Genomic DNA, 18,703 nt, shown 5'->3' with positions numbered 1-18,703 from the left:
AACCGAGCAATTGCACGGTTTTTTTTATTAAAATTATATGTAATATTTAATCTTCTGGATGCATAAATTTTTGCTTTCCTAAAAGTACTTCTTTGGTTTCTACGTGATCATCATCCGGTACACAACAATCTACAGGACATACTGCAGCACATTGTGGCTCTTCATGAAAACCTACACATTCGGTACATTTATCTGGTACAATGTAGTAAATCTCATCACTTATAGGTTCTTGTGCTTCGTCTGCATCTACAGATTTTCCGTTAGGTAAAACTAATTTACCATCTAAACTCGTTCCATCTTTGTATCTCCAATCGTCTGCACCTTCATAAATTGCTGTATTTGGACATTCTGGTTCACAAGCACCACAATTGATACATTCGTCTGTTATTATAATTGCCATAGCGTAATTTTCAATTTAATTTAATAGTTTTTAAAAACGATGAAAATTCTATAAAATTAAGAATTATTTGAAATTTAATTTAATCCTTTTAAAAAAATAGGTTTAAAAAAATTTCGTTCATTTCATTTTTCTAACTTTGCGCAAAAATAACGCCAAAAGTATTCATAACCAAATACAAGATGAATTTAGACCAAAGAATTAACGCTTTTGCAAAATTAGGAGACTTTTTAAGCCAATTTACTTCTGAAAACTTTCAGAAAAAAGATAATGTAGAACACAATGAACTATTTTTTGAAGGATTTAAACACCAAATAAAACTAGCACAAGAACATAACGGATGGTTTACTAAAAAAAACCTAGTCTTTACTTTTAATAGTTGGTCTAATGCTTTAACAACTAAAAATTTATCAACTTGGTTAGAAACGTATGACTTCAACAAAGTAAATACACAAAAAGTTGCTATTATTATGGCGGGAAACATTCCGTTAGTTGGTTTTCATGATTTTCTATCTGTTTTAATTTCCGGACATGAAGTGCTAGTAAAACAATCTAGTAACGACAAACACCTACTTCCTTTTATAGCAAAATATTTAGAACATGTGGAACCTGCTTTTAAGGGAAAAATAACGTTAACCGATCAAAAACTAGAAAATTTTGATGCGGTTATTGCAACAGGAAGTGATAATACTGCACGCTATTTTGAATACTATTTTAAGAATAAACCTTCTATTATAAGAAAGAATAGAAACTCTGTTGCCATTTTAACAGGAAACGAAACCGAAGAAGAGCTAATGGCTTTATCGGAAGATATTTTTAGATACTACGGTTTAGGATGCAGAAACGTATCGAAGCTATTTGTACCAAAAGATTACGATTTTCAGCCCTTTTTTAAGGCAATGTACCCTTGGAATGCGATCATAAACGAAAGCAAATACGCAAATAACTACGACTATAATAAAGCGGTATATTTAATGAGCGAATTTGATATGTTAGAAAATGGCTTTTTAATGATCAAAGAAGACACTAGTTTCGCTTCGCCAATTGCAACCGTTTTTTATGAATATTACGATAGTACGGAAGCACTTAAAACGTATATAGACACTAACCTAAACAACATTCAATGTATTGTATCTAATGGCTTTAACGAAAACGAAATAGTATTTGGTAAAACCCAACAACCAGAACTTTCCGATTATGCAGATGGGGAAGACACAATTGCATTTTTGTTAAAAATTTAGTGGATAAATTATCATTTTAATAACATAATTCCATTCAAAAATTAGCACCTTTGTAACTGTTTTAAAAATAAAGATTTCCGGTTTTCGGAAATGCAAAATAAATTTTTCGATGAAAAAACATAATTTTAGTGCAGGACCAAGTATTCTTCCACAAGAAGTATTATTAAAAGCTTCAGAAGCTGTAATGGATTTCAACAATGATGGCTTATCCTTATTAGAAATATCACACAGAAGTAAATCTTTTGTAGATGTTATGGAAAAAGCAAGATCGTTGGCTTTAGAACTTCTTGGTTTAGAAGGCAAAGGCTACAAAGCTTTATTTTTACAAGGTGGAGCGAGCTCACAATTTTTAATGGTTGCACTAAATCTTTTAGAAAAAAGAGCAGCTTATTTAAATACTGGAACTTGGAGTGATAAGGCAGTAAAAGAAGCCAAAATATATGATGATATTTTAGAAGTAGCTTCTTCTAAAGACGCTGGTTATAATTATATTCCTAAAGGATATGATATTCCTAGTGATCACGATTACTTCCATTGTACTTCCAATAACACCATTTTTGGTACACAAATGAAAGCTTTCCCAAACTCTCCTATTCCTGTGGTTTGTGATATGAGTAGTGATATATTTTCAAGAACTTTAGACTTTACTAAATTCGATTTAATATATGCAGGAGCTCAAAAAAATATGGGACCAGCAGGAACTACACTAGTAATAGTGAAAGAAGATGTTTTAGGAAAGGTATCTCGTAAAATTCCGTCTATGATGGATTATAAAGTACATATTAGTAAAAGCAGTATGTTTAATACACCTCCTGTTTTTGCAGTATATACATCTATGTTAACCTTAGAATGGTTAAAAAATCTTGGTGGAATTAAAGCTATTGAAGAAGTTAACGAAATGAAAGCTCGTGTCATGTATTCTGAAATAGATTTAAACCCATTATTTAAAGGATATGCAAATAAAGAAGACCGTTCTAACATGAATGCAACCTTTACCCTTGCTAATGAAGATCTAAAAGAAACTTTTGAAACCATGCTTAAAGAAGCAGGAATTAGTGGTTTAAATGGGCATAGAAGTGTTGGTGGTTATAGAGCTTCCATGTACAATGCATTACCTTTAGATAGTGTAAAAGCACTTGTAGAAGTAATGAGTGAATTAGAAACAAAAGCATAAATTAATTTTAATTTAAAGCGGAAGTATAAATCGTTCAAACAACATTTAACTTTCTACTTTAAACATAATACATAAAAAATGAAAGTATTAGCAAATGACGGAATTTCTCAAAGCGGAGTTAAAGCTTTAGAAGAAGCAGGTTTTGAAGTTTCAACTACAACAGTAGCACAAGAACAACTAATAAACTACATAAACACAAATGAAATAAGCACACTATTAGTTAGAAGTGCAACAACGGTACGTCAAGATTTAATTGATGCTTGCCCTAGCCTAAAAATTATTGGTCGTGGTGGTGTTGGTATGGATAATATTGATGTAGAATATGCACGTAGTAAAGGTCTAAACGTAATTAATACGCCTGCTGCATCTTCACAATCTGTAGCAGAATTAGTTTTTGCGCATTTATATGGAGGTGTTCGTTTTTTACATGACTCGAATAGAAATATGCCTTTAGATGGAGATTCTAAATTTAAAGCATTAAAGAAAAACTACGCAAAAGGAATTGAGTTACGTGGAAAAACAATTGGTATTATTGGTTTCGGACGTATTGGTCGTGAAGTAGCAAAAATAGCGTTGGGTGTAGGTATGAAAGTGATAGCTGCAGACATGTTTATTGAAAATGCAGAAATTACTCTTGACTTTTTTGATGGACAATCTGTTAAATTCGATATCGCAACACAACCTCTAGAAGATGTTTTAAAACAAGCAGATTTTATTTCGTTACACGTTCCTGCACAAAAAGACTATGTTATAGGTAAAGCACAATTTGACTTAATGAAAGATGGTGTTGGTATTGTTAATGCTGCAAGAGGTGGTGTTATTGATGAAGTTGCTTTAGTAGATGCTTTAGAATCTGGAAAAGTTGCTTTTGCAGGTTTGGATACTTTTGAAAATGAACCTACTCCAGCAGTTAAAGTTTTAATGAACGGAAGAGTTTCTCTTACCCCTCATATTGGAGCTGCAACTAACGAAGCACAAGACAGAATTGGTACTGAACTAGCAGAACAAATTAAAAACATACTTATTAACGATAAAAACTAACCGTTTGTCGATGATTTAACATGTTTTATTAAAAAAAAGTCTTAACAAAAACGTTAAGGCTTTTTTTTTGTAAATTGTGGTAGGCATTATGCAAATGCGATAACATATTAATTATTAAACATATAACAAACAAATGGCAGGAATTTTAGATTTATTAGGTAGTGATTTAGGTAAGACAATTATAAACGGTGTAGCTGGATCTACTGGTAATGATAGCAATAAAACAGCTGGTTTATTAACTATGGCTTTACCAGTATTAATGAAAGCAATGGAACGTAATGCCGCAACACCAGAAGGTGCTGAAGGCATAATGGGAGCTATAAATGGTAAACATAATGGAAGTATTTTAGATAACCTTGGAGGTTTATTTGGTGGTGGAGTTAATGACGAAGTAACCAATGATGGTGATAAAATTTTAGGACACGTTTTAGGTGATAAAAGACAAAACGTTGAAAAAGTATTAGGAGAGAAATCTGGTTTAGACATGGGTTCTGTTGCTAATATTTTAAAAGTAGCTGCTCCAATTTTAATGGGAGTTATTGGTAAACAAGCTTCGCAACAAAACGTTAGTTCTTCCAATGGTATTGGTGACCTTTTAGGAGGATTACTTGGTGGTGCTAGTAGTGCTGGTGGTGTAACACAAGAACAAACTTTTCTTGAGAAAATGTTAGATAGTGATGGTGATGGTAGTATTATTGATGATGTAGCTGGAATGGTACTAGGTCAAGCAACAAAAGGATCTGGTGGACTTGGTGGTTTACTTGGTGGACTTTTTGGAGGTAAATAATGTAACTTCCACATATTTTAACTTAAATGCCAAACCTTTGTTTGGCATTTTTTGTATTTTTAATAGCTAACACATTTTAAAATGAAATCCTTTCTTTACGCAATACTTGTATGTGTATTATTAGTAGCTTGTAATTCAACTAAAAAGAATACGATGGTTGAAGAAACAAAACCTAGTATACCCAATGACACCATAAGTATTGTAAATGAAGAACTAGAATACCAAATAATAATTATTGAACCAGGCTTTAGTACTTGGTTTGTAACTAGAGCAAAACCTGAAGGATTTTATACCCAAAGTTATTTAGAAAACAAAAACAGACTATTTGTAAGTGCATGGAACACTCGGGTACTCAATCCTAGTCAGTTTGATCCTAATCTTTACGATATGCAAATAAATTATGACTATGGTACAGATTACGGTTATGACGTTAATTATAAACTATATAACTATTTTATATACTTTCAATTAAAATATAAACAACAATTAACTGGTTTTATTCCTAGAAATTAAACACTGTTCTGTATTTTTGCATCGAAATAAAATTTGATGGAAAAATTTAAACTACGTTGGGAAATTCAAAAAAATTGGCAATTACTATTTCCTATTCTTGGTTTATTAGTAACGTTTTATTCTGCTTATAGGCTTTCTAATAGGTTTGCTAACGAACTTCATTTTAGTATTCAAATAGTATTAACTATTATTATTTCTTATGCACTAGTACGCTTTTTCCTATTTCTTTTTACCAAAGTAGAAAAACGATGGAAAGTAACCTATCGCTGGGAAATGATTGCTATATTCATTGTCTTTGCATTAACAGGCTCTTCGTCATTATTTGTGGGAAGACCACTCATGAAATGGATTGGAATTACTAAAGAAAACTTAAACATAATTGTTTATTGGATCCTTTTTATTATCATTGGCCTAATTTTCTATCAAATACTACTCGTAGCATTTGGTTGGCTATTTGGTCAACATAAATTCTTTTGGGAATTTGAAAAAAAGATGATTAGACGATTCGGCTTAGGTCGATTTTTATAAAACATGAAATCCATTCAAGAACATAGCGTCTTTAAATTTGTAACTATACTCCTTATAGTTACTATACTTATACCTAGTATAGTGAAGCTTGGTCATGTTTTTGAAAATCATACACACGATTTTTGTACAGATAATTTAAGTCAAACACACTTACACACCTTAGATGTAGACTGTGAGTTTTATAAATTTAAAATCAATAAACCATTTGTTTTTAAAACCGTAGCTGTTCGTTTCGTTCCTATAGAAAATAACCACAAATTACATACTTCACAATATCAATTTATTTCCGAATATCAACGCCTATCCTTTGCGTTACGTGGTCCTCCACAATTAGTTTAATGACGTTACACCAAGTACACTTCAAAATAGTCGATTAAATTCGTTTCTATTTCCTTTCTGTTTTTATGAAAATAAAACTGTAACTTAGGTTATACTTTTGTTTTTTATGGCATCTAAAGAAAATACAATTCCAATTTACTATCTGTTATTTTAAAACGCATTTGGTATTAGAGCTGAAAACACTTCAGTACCATACCCATTAAATTAATTATACAATGAAACAAATTATAAAACTATTGTTGCTTTTTTTGGCAACCAACATATACGCACAAAACAGTATTAACGGAACTGTTTTAGATAGCGAAACCAATCAATCTATTGCTTTTGCAAACATTTACTTTCCGCAATTAGAAAAAGGTACAACAACAAATCATGATGGTAATTTCACATTAAACAACTTACCTACTGGAAACTATAAAATATTAGTTTCGTATGTTGGTTTTGAAACTTTTTCGCAAACCATTACTATTCCTTCTTCAGAAAATTTAGAGATTCGTTTGCAATCTTCCGCAATTGAAATGGAAGAAGTTATTGTCTCTACTCCTTTTCACAAATTACAAAGTGAAAACGTAATGAAAGTCGAACAACGTAAAATTTCCGATTTAAAAAATAAAGGAGCCATTAATCTAGCGCAAGGTATTACCAATATCCCTGGTGTGGAAGGTATTTCCACGGGAATTGGTATTTCAAAACCTGTAATTCGCGGATTAAGTTCTAATCGTGTTTTAGTGTATACACAAGGTATCCGACTAGAAAATCAGCAATTTGGTAGCGAACATGGTCTTGGTGTTAATGATGCAGGAATAGAAAGTGTAGAAGTTATAAAAGGTCCTGCTTCCCTACTCTATGGTAGTGATGCACTTGGTGGTGTTTTATATTTAAATCCCGAACGTTTTGCTCAAGAAAATGAAAGTGAAACCAATGTGAATTTGCAATATTTTACTAATACCGAAGGATTAAGTACTAATCTTGGCTATAAAAGTTCTGGTGAAAAGTTTAAGTTTTTAATTCGAGGAAGTTTTGCAGAACATGCCGATTATAAAACCGAAGACTATAGAGTTACCAATACACGTTTTAACGAAAAAGATTTAAAAGCAGGCTTAGGGTATCAAGGTGTAAACTTTAAAACCGAATTGCGTTATAATCTGAATGCTTCTAAGCTCGGTATTCCGGAAGAAATAGGGATTCAAAGTTTAAAAAACTATCCGTTATTACCTTATCAAGACATTACAAATCATATTTTTAGTTCTAAAACTGTAGTGTTTTTTAAAGATTCTAGTTTAGATGTAAACCTCGGATTTACGTACAACGACAGAAAAGAATTTGAAGAAGAACACCATCACGAAGAACTTGAAGAAGATCATGAGGAAGACCACGACGATCATGAGGATGAAGATGCTCATGAAGAAGTTTTACATCCTGCATTACACATGAAACTTAAAACTTTTAATTATGACGTAAAATATCATATGCCAAAAATTGGCAAGTTTGAAACTATAGTTGGTGTTCAAGGTATGAACCAAACCAATACGAATTATGGCGAAGAAGAATTAATCCCTAATGCAACAACTAACGATTTTGGTATTTTGGCTACTTCGCATATTCATTTTGAAAAAATAGATGTACAATTAGGAGCTAGATTTGATACTAGAAATGTTAATGTTGAAAACGCTTTAAACAAAAATTTTAATAGCTTTAATGGTGCTTTAGGTTTTAAAACCAATCTTGCTAAAAACATAGTAGCTAGATTAAATGTAGCTTCCGGATTTAGAGCTCCAAACCTTGCAGAGCTTACTTCTTATGGTTCTCATGAAGGAACCAACCGTTTTGAAATTGGAAACGAAAATTTGAATAATGAACAAAACTTTCAAACCGATTTAGCTTTAGAATATAAAACAGATCATTTAGAAGTTTTTGCTAATGGTTTTTATAATGTAGTAAATGACTATATCTACTTATCTCCTAACGGAGAAAGTATTAATGAAGATCCTGTTTATTTATACCTTCAAGAGGATGCTGCACTTTATGGTGGAGAATTTGGTTTTCATATTCATCCGCATCCTTTAGATTGGTTACATATAGAAAGTAGTTTTGAAACCGTTACGGGAAAACAAAATGGTGGTGCATATTTACCATTAATTCCTGCAAACAAAATAAACAATACATTACGTGTCGAGTACAATCTAAAACACCTAGAAAAAGGGAATGCATTTATTACTTTAAGTACTGCTTTAAAACAAAACAACACTAGTGTTTTTGAAACAGAAACTGGAGGATACAGCTTATTAAGTGCTGGATTTGGTGGAGAAATTAATGTGTTTAAAAATGCTTTACAGTTTCAAATTACAGGAACTAATTTAACCAATAAAAAATATATAAACCATCTGTCTAGATTAAAACCAGATGGTATTTATGATATTGGAAGAAATCTTAGCTTTTCGGTGAGTTATACTTTGTAATTTTAAACAAGTCGAAAGATTATTATCATTGGTACTTGTTCCTCTCTTTAGTTAAAGAGTGGTGATTCTTTTAGGAATCGGAGAGTTTGACATAAAATGCGAAGCCATTTTAAAACCTCATAAATTTAAAATGCAATCTCCTCCTTTAAAAAGGGAGGAGATTTTTTTTATTCATTATATCTACTCAATACTTATTCCGCATCTACTTCTATAATAGTATCTTCTGGTTTCTTTTTTTTAATCACTTGCGTATAAAACCACATGATGGTAAATGTTGGAATAAAGTCTAATCCAGGAATAGCTTCTTCAATAAAGGTAATAACCCCAGCTATTTTTCCAATCTCACCTTTATATAATCTTGTCATAATATAACCCGAAAGTGGTGCCCAAACAAGATCAATAAATGGAATTAAACCAATGACATCTAACAAGATGCTTATGGCTAATAATTTGTATTTGTTTTTAATTTGTAAATTCATAGTGCTTATATTAAACAAAAAAAGTGCCAAGATTAACGGACACTTTATTAGTATAAAATTTATACTATATGTTACAATTAGCCTAGCGTTAAGAAAGCTTCGTGCTAATTAATTTTAAAAATTCGTTTCTTGTTTCAATTTTTTCAAATTGTCCTCTAAATCCAGAAGTTGTTGTAACCGAATTCTGTTTTTGTACGCCACGCATCATCATACACATGTGAGAAGCTTCAATAACAACGGCAACTCCTTGTGGTTTTAAAGTATCATTAATACAATCTAATATCTGGTGTGTTAAACGTTCTTGTACTTGCAATCGTCTAGCAAAAACATCTACAATTCTTGGTAGTTTACTTAAACCAACAATTTGTCCGTTTGGTATGTATGCAATATGTGCTTTTCCGAAGAAAGGAAGTAAATGATGTTCGCATAAAGAATACAATTCAATATCTTTTACAATTACCATATCCTTGTAATCTTCTTTAAACATAGCGCTTTTAAGAATTTCTTCCGGATTTTGATCATAACCTTGCGTCAAAAACTGCATCGCTTTTGCTGCACGTTCTGGAGTTTTAAGTAATCCATCCCGTTGGATATCTTCCCCTAAGTCTTCAATAATATTTTTAAATTGTTTTTTTATACCTTCGGTTACGTCAATATTATACTCTTCAAATTGTTTGTATGGCATCGTATATAAATTAATTCTATAAAAATAAGCAAAAAAAATAAGTCGAAACCTATTAAACCTAGTTACTATACATTAATAAATTCTTCCTATTTTTACTTTCATTAATGAAAAAAAAAAAGTATTTGAATTTTAGATTTGACAGATTTCTGTAACATTTCATTTTTTTTGTTGTCTTTAATCTATCCATCAAAAACTAAACACGAAACCAAATGAGACATTTCATCATTTTCTTTCTTGCAATGGTTACTGCTATTACTTTGCAAGCTCAAGAAAAAAAATCATTAAACATTAAAAGAACAGACCAAGCTCCAAAAATTGACGCTGTTTTAGACGATGCTGCATGGCAAAATGCAGAAATCGCTGGAGACTTTATTCAATTTAGACCAGATGTTGGTGCAACCGAAAAGGAACATCAAAAAACAGAAGTAAAAGTTACTTATAATGATAATGCTATCTTTTTTGCTGCATACTTACACGATACTCCTGAAGCTATTATTAAACAGTTTTCGCAACGTGATAATTTTGGGATTTCAGATTTCTTCGGGATTGTTTTAAACCCGAATAACGATGCACAAAATGATGTTGAGTTTTTTGTTTTCCCTACCGGACATCAAGCAGATGCTATTGCAAATCCTACTATTGGAGAAGATTTTGGGTGGAATGCTGTTTGGGAAAGTGCTTCTAGAATTGTAGATGACGGCTGGATTGTAGAAGTAAAAATACCTTATGCTGCTTTGCGTTTTTCTAATCAAGAAGTGCAAACTTGGGGTTTACAATTTCATAGAAGATTTAGAACAGACAACTCACAATACGCATGGAATCCTATAGATGTTACCAAGGGATACATAGGTTTATATAATGGTGAAATTAAAGGAATTGAAAACATTGAACCTCCTACTCGATTAAGCTTTTATCCGTTTGCTTCTGCTACCTATAATTCCAGTGAAAACCCAGACTATGGTGTTGGTATGGACGTGAAATACGGAATTAGTGAAAACTTTACATTGGACGCAACCTTAATTCCCGATTTTAGTCAGTCAGGTTTTGATAATGTACAATTAAATTTAGGTCCTTTTGAACAACAGTTTTCAGAACAAAGACAATTCTTTACCGAAGGTGTTGATTTATTTTCTAAAGGAAACTTATTTTACTCTAGAAGAATTGGAAGTGCTCCTGTTGGAGAAGTTGCTTTAAGTGATGATGAAGAATTTGTAGACTATCCTGAAAAAGTAAACATGCTTAATGCGATTAAAGTTTCTGGTAGAACCAAAAACGGATTAGGTATTGGTGTTTTTAATGCCATTACCGAAAAAACAAAAGCACATATAAAAGATAATGTTACCAATAGTACTCGTGAAGAAGTGGTAGAGCCTATGGCTAATTACAATATTCTTGTGGTAGACCAGCAGTTTAACAAAAATTCTTCGGTAAGTTTAATCAATACCAATGTCACTAGAAATGGGCATGCAAGAGATGCCAATGTAACGGGTTTACTTTTAGATCTTGTAAACAAAAAAAACACCTATGGTTTTATTGCGCAAGCGAAAAGAAGTGATATCAATCTACCAGATGAAGACAATCAAGTTGGTTATAGTAGTAGAATAGGTTTTGGTAAAAATAGTGGGAAATATCGTTTTTCCGTTGAGCATGAAGCTGTAGACAAAGAATACGATATTAATGATATGGGAATATTATTTAGAAATAACTTTAGTAATTTTTATGCTAACGGAAGTTATAGAATTTTTGAACCTACTAAAATCTTAAACAATTTTTATTTATATGTAAATGCCAATATAAGCTACCTTTTTAAACCTCATACATATACCGGTAAAAACTTTAATGTAAACTTTAGCGGAAACTTAAAAAAGAGTCTGATGGATTTTGGTGGTTTTATAGCGATACAACCAGGAAAACAATACGATTACTTTGGACCAAGAGCTGAAAACCGTTACTTTATTTCTGAGGATTGGTTGAATATGAATGGTTGGATTTCTTCAAACTACAATAAAACGTTTGCCTTAGATGCTAACTTTGGCTATGAAACTCTTTTTGAAAGCGGAAGAGATTACACCAGTTACTTCTATGGGGTATCTCCAAGATTAAAACTTGGTGATAAATTTATCATGCAATATTCTTTTGATTATGATATGGAGAAAAAAGAACGCGGTTATGTACAAACGCTAGATAATGACGACATTATTTATGGGCAACGTGATCAAGAAACAATAATTAATAGTATTTCTGCAAGCTATAACTTTAACTCTTTTCATGCGCTAAATCTAACCTTTAGAAATTACTGGAGTACGGTAACTTATGAAAATGATTTATATGCACTACAAGAAAACGGACGTTTAAACCAAGACGACGGTTATACCAAAGTAGATATAGATAATCCTGATGTAAATTTTGATGCTTGGAATTTAGACCTATCCTACTCTTGGCAATTTGCTCCTGGAAGTCAGCTAACTGCATTATACAGAAATAGATTGTATAACGATACAAACGCATCTAAAGACGATTATTTTACAAGTTTAAACGATTTGTTTAAAGAAGATATAAACCATGTTTTTTCTCTTAGAATGGTTTATTATATAGATTATAATAATGTGAAAAACATCTTTAAATCGAAACCTAAAAACATTTAAACTTGCTGGATTAAGCATAAAGTAGTACTTTCATAGCTTGATAAAAAGATAATGATTCAAGCTAAAAATATTCATAAATATTACGAAGATTTACACGTATTGAAAGGTGTAAATCTTCATATAAAAAAAGGAGAAATTGTATCTATTGTTGGTGCTTCTGGAGCAGGAAAAACAACACTTTTACAAATTCTTGGAACTTTAGATAAAGCTTCCAAAAAAGAAGAATCTAGCTTTCAAATTAAAGGAACAGAAATACTTTCGTTAAGTGATAAAGCATTAGCTAAATTTAGAAATGAAAATATAGGTTTCATCTTTCAGTTTCATCAACTATTACCAGAATTTACAGCTGTAGAAAACGTTTGTATTCCTGCATTTATTAAAGGAACAAAACCTGCGGAAGCAGAAAAACGCGCGAAAGAACTTTTAGATTTTTTGGGTTTATCCCATCGATACAAACACAAACCAAACGAACTTTCTGGTGGCGAACAACAACGTGTTGCTGTTGCTAGAGCTTTAGTTAATAATCCAGATTTAATTTTTGCAGATGAACCTTCTGGAAACCTAGATAGTGCTTCTGCCGAAAACCTACACAATCTCTTTTTTAAATTACGGGATGAGTTCGGACAAACCTTTGTCATTGTTACGCATAACGAAGAATTAGCAGATATGGCAGATAGAAAACTCACTATGGTAGATGGGAAAATAGTTGGTAATGATTAGTGTTCCGTGTTATAAATGAAACTTAATGTCATACGGAGCTTGTTGAAATATCTCTTTTTTTGGAATTATATCAAATTATCATATGGAGAGCAGTCGAAATAAATCGTAATGTCATACGGAGCTTGTCGAAGTTTCTTTTTCTTTTTGGAATTTAGTTTTTTTTGGAATTTGAATTTATATAAATAGTATGCTACTAATCCTCCTTTCCTGGCTTTACATTCTTACAATAAGCAGCATTATTGGCGTTAGCATAAACCGTGTCTTACAATCACAAAAACAAGATAGCATCATAACTATCTTTTTTGGCTTTTTCGGAGTTACATTACTTGCTAGTATTTGGGCTATTCCGTTTGCTATTAATGGATACTTTCATATTGTTTTAATTAGCATTACAATCCTTTTAGCATTTCTAAATAGCAAAGAAATAGTTGCTTTTTGGCAGCAACTAAAAACAGAATTACTTGGGCTATCTACGTTTTTTAAAATCGTTTTAGGGCTTATAAGCATCCTTATTTTAGCACAAAGTGCTTCTCCTCCATTTGTTATCGATAACGAATCGTATTACATACAAACCATTAAATGGCTTAATGCATATGGTTTTGTAAATGGCTTGGTAAACTTGCATGTTTTTTTAGGACAAACCTCTGGTTGGCACATTTTACAAAGTGCCTTTAATTTTAGCTTTATTTACAACAGATTTAATGATTTAAGTGCTTTAGCATTAATCCTTGGTAATGTATACGCTATTTTTAGACTGCATGATTATATCTCTAAAAAAGACACTTCAAAAGGAAATCTCATCTTTGGTTTATTCCCAATAGCCAATGTGTTTTTCTTCCAATTTATATCTGCGCCATCACCAGATATTGCGATTTATGTCTTAAGTTTTATACTTTTACATCAATTCATACTATGCTATTCTAGCTATACAAAACACGCTTTTCTTGCAGTAGTAATGCTTTCGTTTTTTATGGTTTTTATAAAACTAACCGCATTACCATTTTGCCTTTTTGCTCTAGTATTGTATAAACGTTATTTCATTTTTACAAGAAGCACAAGCTCTATTATTGTTTTATTTGGAAGTCTAACCTTGCTCCTATTTGCCATTAAAAATATAATAGTTACTGGTAATTTATTGTTTCCTTTACAAGGAATAGAAAGTTTAAAAACGTCTTGGAGTTTACCCACAAGTATAGAAACCTATTTTGCGAATTACACCAAACCGTATGCATACCATTTAACTGCCGAAGCATTTGAAAACGCGTCCTATTTAACAAAACTAAAAAGCTGGCTACTAGCACCTAGTTTACATGGAATTTTTAATAAATTAATGATAGTCCTTTTGGCTGTGGTTCCATTTATTATTGCAAAATCTAAAAACAAAAAAGCGTTTTATATTATTTATACGGTTGCCGTAATCACGATGGTATTTCTATTACTAACGTCGCCACAATATCGCTTCTTCTTTCCGTTTATATTGTGTTTTAGTTTACTTATAGCTTCCAAGCTATTGATGCATAGAAAAAGCATTCAGGTTGTTCTAATTATGTCGGTTATACTTGCAGCAATACCTTTATTTTTTAAGATAAATAATCAGCAAATTAGCAACAATAAACAGCTTGCCGTTTCTAGTACTTTTTCTTCGGAATACCTTATAACTCCGTATAAAAATTCTAAATATTCGGAAAAATATGAAACGCTTTCGTTACAAAACACAAGTATTCACACGCCGAATAATGTGGACTTCTTTTGGGGAACAGGAAATATTCCGCTACCTGCTTTAAACCAAGAACAAATTGATTTTTTTAAAACGTACTTTAAGGTAATTCCGCAACAGCGTAGTGAAAATTTAAAGGATGGTTTTTATTCTAAGGAACTAGAGTAAAAAATATTGCACTTAACTATTTAAGAATCTATAGAATATTTAAGCGTCGCAAATAATTTATTTGGAAGTATTCCTCTTAATTAGCTTTTTAAGTTCTATTATAAATAGATGCTCTTTTGATAAATATTTTTCCGCAATTTGTAACGCTTTATTATAATTATTCCATGCAGCAACCCGGTCTTTAGATGTTTTTAAAACCAGATCTCCTTGTAATTTTAATATATAGGATTCGTAAATCGTTTTTTCGTTTGGAAAACAATTATTAGCTGTGATTGAGGCTTTTTCCAAATATTTATCACTATTTAAAAAGTCTTTTTGATATAGCTTTGATTTTGCTAAATTCAGATAATTAATGGTCTGATTCATATTTTGATTGCTTCCGTAAAAGGCTTCCAATTGGTTTTTTCCTTTCAATAATAAAGAATCTGCTTTTGGGTATTTTTTTAAATAAAGATTATTTATTCCTAAACCATTATATGCAACTCCTATTTTAGGGAGATTTTTAAGGTTATATTTTTTATGAATAGCAAGTGTTATGTGATATAGAGAATCTGACAATTTTATATTAGAACCAGTATTGATACTAGCTAAATCATTATGCATCATTGTCAAACTTGGCGTAGTGGACTCGTAAGTAGACAATAAATCTAAAACCTTCTTGTTAATTAATTGTAGGTTATTTTTAATTCCTAATTCATCATTTAGTAAAGCAATCTTTAACTCAATTATTATCTTTTTATAATTATCATATTCATTTGCATCTCTATAATAGTTCAAGGATTGTTGATAATAATATTTAGATTTAGTAAAATCGCCCTTCAGTCTGTAATAGTATCCTAAGGTATTATTAATTTTAGAGATATTTGACTCTTGATTATATGTCTGAGGAACTAATGATTTTATTCGCTTTAAATTCTTTTTAAAACTCACATAATTTGAGTTTTCCAGTGCTATTTGAGAAAGATTTAAATATGCTCTAAATTGATTATTTGGATTAGGTTTGTTTTCACTATCTATACATTCGCACGTTTTTTTAGCATACTCCAAAGCTTGTTTGATATTTACTTTCTTAAAATACAAGGAATTGTAATACAGTATTTTACAATCATTTACATCGGCAATTTCAGAATATTTATCTAAGTAAATTTTAGCATTCTTTAAGCTATCCGTTACTAAATAATTTTTAGCTAAATTTAAATAGGTATCTCTATAATTCGGTAAATTATTTAAACTATCCTTTTTTAATATACTTAAGGAAAACTTACTCAAACGAATAGATTCATCTAAGACGTTACGCTTGGCATAATTACTAGCTACGTTTTCCACGATACGGAAATAGTCTAAATCAATAGTATCTTTAACCTTATGGTAATTAGTTAATAAAAAATCAATTTCCTTATCATAGTTTTCAAAATCATTGAGTCTGTCATAAGTTTTTCCAAGATTCCATCTATTCCAATATATGTGTGATTGCGTTGCCTTTGGATATTTAGGTATATGCTCTTTATGTTTTAAAACGCTATCTGCAGATTTATAATTTTTTAATGCGGATAGATAATCCCTATTAGTATATAATTTGTTTCCTCTTTGGATATATGCTTTTGAAAGAAATTCATAAGTACCTGAGAAATCCTCATAATAAATAGTATCATACTTTCTCCATTTTTTGCCATACTCCACAGATTTCTTGGCAGAATTAATGGCCTCTAGATAATTTTCATTATCCATAAAAGCATCATAATTTTCTATTTCATCAAACATTAACAAATTATAGGTTAAGCTTGTATTTTTACCACTTATCTTTTTTAAGAAAAATCTATTTTGTGAATTATGAACCGATGCGTAAGCAAAAAAACTAGTTATTAATGCTATAAGAACGGACCTAAAAAATATCATCCTTTTTTCTTTAGAAAAGCCTTGTTTCTTTATCAACCAATTTAAAATTAAAGCTATAGAAAAAAGAATATTAATAGCTACAATGGTTTTCAATAGTACTCCTTTTGGCATATCTAAAACAAAAAGTAATGTTCCCAATGTAATTCCAAGTATAGCTCCAGAGAGCACTCTAAAATAAGAGTTTCCATCTTTTATTTTAAAAAGAGTGAAACCAAATATTAGATAACTAAAACTTAATAAAGTCACACTTAAGAAGAAAAAGAGGCTAGAAATCTTAGAGTTCAAGAATAAAGTACCTAAAAAGCATACTAAAACAATAGATATTGCAATTTTTTCGAAAATTTTCATAGATAATGGTTAATTAAATCGCAACATTTTGTTTTAATACTGTATGGCAAATCAAAGATAAAAATCGGTTGATTATTTTGCATTCACAGTGATGCCAAGTTAGTATTTTTGAATAACAAATCAAGAACACTTTATATATCTTTATCAAAAAATTACAGAATATTCACGCAACCAAATTGAAAAACCTGCATCTATTAATAAACTACTTATGATCAAGAAAACCATTCAATCTTTTGCCTTTTTCGCCCTTTTTCAAGCGGTACTATTTTCTTGTTGTTCTGAAGATTATAACACCTATTTTGATTCCTTATATTTTATTGCCAAAGATCAAGTCGATGGAGACGCAACAGCAGTAACTTCTTCAGATTTAGTCTTAAACCTAGATCCCGTATTTGACAACATAATTGCTTCCAATTTTAAAGAATTAAAAAAGTTCTCTCCTGCCGCTTATGCAACTACTTGCGATGAAGATTATACATTAAAAGAGCATGTTTCCGAAATCCTAATTACTGCAAACACAGATATATTGGGTATTCCTACTGGAAATTCTCTAAACAGCAAACTGTCGTATAGAAATCCGGAAACACTAGATAATGAAGTTTTAGAAAACGTTATTGAAGTTTTAAATAGAGAGAGTGAATATTATTATGGTAGAAATGAAATGGTTTTAAACGAACCAATTCTGGCAGGAACTTCCCTTACATTTACCGTTACCATTATTATTGAAGAAAACGGAAGAATGCTAGAAGCCACAACAGAAACTATTACAATAGAATAAGTATCTTTGTTCTTGTGAAAAAACTAAACCAAAAAGACCTCAAAGAATTTCTAGATGCGAAAGTCGTAGCATACAATAATGTAAAATTTATTGATAGCGATCCTATTCAAATTCCGCATACCTTTTCTAAAAAGGAAGACATAGAAATTTCAGGATTTCTAACGGCAACGATAGCTTGGGGAAATAGAAAAAGCATTATTAACAATGCCAAACGCATGATGCAAATGCTAGATCACGCGCCATACGATTTTATTCTAAACCATCAAGAAAGCGACTTAGAAGCCTTAGAAACTTTTGTACATAGAACGTTTAACGGCTTAGATTTCATAACATTTATAAAGGCTTTACAGCATATTTATGTAGAGCATGAAGGTTTAGAAGCCGTATTTGCTAATCATGTAGAAAACGATTCGTTACAGAAGGCTATTCACAACTTTAAGCATACCTTTTTTGAAATTGAGCATTTACAAAGAACTCAAAAACATGTAAGTGATCCGCTTAAAAATTCGGCAGCTAAACGTATTAATATGTATTTACGTTGGATGGTAAGAAACGATAATGCTGGAGTCGATTTTGGCATTTGGCAAAGCCTCTCTCCTAGTCTGTTATCTTGTCCGTTAGATGTACATTCTGGAAACGTAGCGCGAAAATTAGGAATTCTTACGCGCAAACAAAACGACGGAAAAGCATTGTTAGAACTAGATACCGCCTTGCGTAAACTAGACGCTAAGGATCCAGTGAAATACGATTTTGCTTTATTCGGACTTGGAGTTTTTGAGGGGTTTTAA

Annotated in this window: 17 protein-coding genes; 13 read left to right on the top strand and 4 right to left on the bottom strand. The window is 31.2% G+C overall.

Annotated elements, in window-relative coordinates:
- Positions 1-46 precede the first annotated feature (46 nt).
- Positions 47-400 carry a 4Fe-4S dicluster domain-containing protein gene (locus tag FG167_RS13230; RefSeq protein WP_203458713.1) on the bottom strand — a complete coding sequence of 118 codons (354 nt, stop codon included), beginning with the start codon at positions 398-400 and terminating at the stop codon, positions 47-49.
- A 179-nt stretch (positions 401-579) separates the two neighbouring features.
- Here FG167_RS13230 and FG167_RS13225 point away from each other — a divergent pair, with 179 nt between their 5' ends.
- The 8 genes from FG167_RS13225 (at position 580) to FG167_RS13190 (ending at position 8,479) form a co-directional block, all read left to right on the top strand.
- Positions 580-1,638, top strand: coding sequence for an acyl-CoA reductase (locus FG167_RS13225; protein ID WP_203458712.1), 1,059 nt, complete (start codon positions 580-582; stop codon positions 1,636-1,638).
- A 109-nt stretch (positions 1,639-1,747) separates the two neighbouring features.
- The gene (serC, locus tag FG167_RS13220) at positions 1,748-2,812 is read left to right on the top strand and encodes a 3-phosphoserine/phosphohydroxythreonine transaminase (RefSeq protein ID WP_203458711.1); all 1,065 of its coding nucleotides are present in this window, start codon (positions 1,748-1,750) and stop codon (positions 2,810-2,812) included.
- Positions 2,813-2,890: 78 nt separating this feature from the next.
- Positions 2,891-3,853, top strand: a complete 963-nt coding sequence (locus FG167_RS13215) for a D-2-hydroxyacid dehydrogenase (protein WP_203458710.1) — start codon at positions 2,891-2,893, stop codon at positions 3,851-3,853.
- Between the two features lie 133 nt (positions 3,854-3,986).
- Positions 3,987-4,640 carry a DUF937 domain-containing protein gene (locus FG167_RS13210; RefSeq protein WP_203458709.1) on the top strand — a complete coding sequence of 218 codons (654 nt, stop codon included), beginning with the start codon at positions 3,987-3,989 and terminating at the stop codon, positions 4,638-4,640.
- A gap of 81 nt (positions 4,641-4,721) precedes the next feature.
- The gene (locus FG167_RS13205) at positions 4,722-5,153 is read left to right on the top strand and encodes a DUF6146 family protein (RefSeq protein ID WP_203458708.1); all 432 of its coding nucleotides are present in this window, start codon (positions 4,722-4,724) and stop codon (positions 5,151-5,153) included.
- Between the two features lie 36 nt (positions 5,154-5,189).
- Complete coding sequence (locus tag FG167_RS13200) at positions 5,190-5,681, top strand: DUF6787 family protein (RefSeq protein ID WP_203458707.1); 492 nt, start codon at positions 5,190-5,192, stop codon at positions 5,679-5,681.
- Positions 5,682-5,684: 3 nt separating this feature from the next.
- Entirely contained in the window at positions 5,685-6,020 is a 336-nt protein-coding gene (locus tag FG167_RS13195) for a hypothetical protein (protein ID WP_239004393.1), read from the top strand.
- 215 nt (positions 6,021-6,235) lie between these two features.
- A complete protein-coding gene (locus tag FG167_RS13190; RefSeq protein ID WP_203458706.1) occupies positions 6,236-8,479 on the top strand; it encodes a TonB-dependent receptor in 2,244 nt (747 codons plus the stop codon).
- 191 nt (positions 8,480-8,670) lie between these two features.
- On the opposite strand, the gene FG167_RS13185 is transcribed toward FG167_RS13190, so the two are convergent.
- A complete protein-coding gene (locus FG167_RS13185; protein ID WP_203458705.1) occupies positions 8,671-8,958 on the bottom strand; it encodes a hypothetical protein in 288 nt (95 codons plus the stop codon).
- Between the two features lie 88 nt (positions 8,959-9,046).
- On the bottom strand, positions 9,047-9,643 hold the full coding sequence (gene folE / locus FG167_RS13180) for a GTP cyclohydrolase I FolE (RefSeq protein ID WP_203458704.1): 597 nt from the start codon (positions 9,641-9,643) through the stop codon (positions 9,047-9,049).
- 209 nt (positions 9,644-9,852) lie between these two features.
- Between folE and FG167_RS13175 the strand changes: the two genes are divergently transcribed.
- From FG167_RS13175 to FG167_RS13165, 3 genes are all read left to right on the top strand, one after another.
- Positions 9,853-12,288 (top strand): DUF5916 domain-containing protein, encoded by a 2,436-nt coding sequence (locus FG167_RS13175; RefSeq protein ID WP_203458703.1) that lies wholly within the window; start codon positions 9,853-9,855, stop codon positions 12,286-12,288.
- Between the two features lie 51 nt (positions 12,289-12,339).
- Positions 12,340-13,008, top strand: a complete 669-nt coding sequence (locus FG167_RS13170; protein WP_203458702.1) for an ABC transporter ATP-binding protein — start codon at positions 12,340-12,342, stop codon at positions 13,006-13,008.
- 187 nt (positions 13,009-13,195) lie between these two features.
- Positions 13,196-14,893 (top strand): hypothetical protein, encoded by a 1,698-nt coding sequence (locus FG167_RS13165; protein ID WP_203458701.1) that lies wholly within the window; start codon positions 13,196-13,198, stop codon positions 14,891-14,893.
- Between the two features lie 57 nt (positions 14,894-14,950).
- Here the strand turns inward: FG167_RS13165 and FG167_RS13160 are convergent, their stop codons facing one another.
- Positions 14,951-17,137, bottom strand: coding sequence for a lipopolysaccharide assembly protein LapB (locus FG167_RS13160; protein ID WP_203458700.1), 2,187 nt, complete (start codon positions 17,135-17,137; stop codon positions 14,951-14,953).
- A gap of 208 nt (positions 17,138-17,345) precedes the next feature.
- Between FG167_RS13160 and FG167_RS13155 the strand changes: the two genes are divergently transcribed.
- Positions 17,346-17,915, top strand: coding sequence for a hypothetical protein (locus FG167_RS13155; RefSeq protein ID WP_203458699.1), 570 nt, complete (start codon positions 17,346-17,348; stop codon positions 17,913-17,915).
- Positions 17,916-17,929: 14 nt separating this feature from the next.
- Positions 17,930-18,703 (top strand): TIGR02757 family protein, encoded by a 774-nt coding sequence (locus FG167_RS13150; RefSeq protein WP_203458698.1) that lies wholly within the window; start codon positions 17,930-17,932, stop codon positions 18,701-18,703.

Source organism: Lacinutrix sp. WUR7 (assembly GCF_016864015.1).
Lineage (GTDB): Bacteria > Bacteroidota > Bacteroidia > Flavobacteriales > Flavobacteriaceae > Oceanihabitans.
The sequence above is the reverse complement of the archived record's forward strand: the minus strand, read 5'-3'. Positions and strand labels throughout refer to the sequence as shown.

Coding starts and splice junctions, on each gene's coding strand:
- FG167_RS13230 (WP_203458713.1), bottom strand. CDS start 400: ATGGCAATTATAATAACAGACGAATGTATCAATTGTGGTGCTTGTGAA.
- FG167_RS13225 (WP_203458712.1), top strand. CDS start 580: ATGAATTTAGACCAAAGAATTAACGCTTTTGCAAAATTAGGAGACTTT.
- serC (WP_203458711.1), top strand. CDS start 1,748: ATGAAAAAACATAATTTTAGTGCAGGACCAAGTATTCTTCCACAAGAA.
- FG167_RS13215 (WP_203458710.1), top strand. CDS start 2,891: ATGAAAGTATTAGCAAATGACGGAATTTCTCAAAGCGGAGTTAAAGCT.
- FG167_RS13210 (WP_203458709.1), top strand. CDS start 3,987: ATGGCAGGAATTTTAGATTTATTAGGTAGTGATTTAGGTAAGACAATT.
- FG167_RS13205 (WP_203458708.1), top strand. CDS start 4,722: ATGAAATCCTTTCTTTACGCAATACTTGTATGTGTATTATTAGTAGCT.
- FG167_RS13200 (WP_203458707.1), top strand. CDS start 5,190: ATGGAAAAATTTAAACTACGTTGGGAAATTCAAAAAAATTGGCAATTA.
- FG167_RS13195 (WP_239004393.1), top strand. CDS start 5,685: ATGAAATCCATTCAAGAACATAGCGTCTTTAAATTTGTAACTATACTC.
- FG167_RS13190 (WP_203458706.1), top strand. CDS start 6,236: ATGAAACAAATTATAAAACTATTGTTGCTTTTTTTGGCAACCAACATA.
- FG167_RS13185 (WP_203458705.1), bottom strand. CDS start 8,958: ATGAATTTACAAATTAAAAACAAATACAAATTATTAGCCATAAGCATC.
- folE (WP_203458704.1), bottom strand. CDS start 9,643: ATGCCATACAAACAATTTGAAGAGTATAATATTGACGTAACCGAAGGT.
- FG167_RS13175 (WP_203458703.1), top strand. CDS start 9,853: ATGAGACATTTCATCATTTTCTTTCTTGCAATGGTTACTGCTATTACT.
- FG167_RS13170 (WP_203458702.1), top strand. CDS start 12,340: ATGATTCAAGCTAAAAATATTCATAAATATTACGAAGATTTACACGTA.
- FG167_RS13165 (WP_203458701.1), top strand. CDS start 13,196: ATGCTACTAATCCTCCTTTCCTGGCTTTACATTCTTACAATAAGCAGC.
- FG167_RS13160 (WP_203458700.1), bottom strand. CDS start 17,137: ATGAAAATTTTCGAAAAAATTGCAATATCTATTGTTTTAGTATGCTTT.
- FG167_RS13155 (WP_203458699.1), top strand. CDS start 17,346: ATGATCAAGAAAACCATTCAATCTTTTGCCTTTTTCGCCCTTTTTCAA.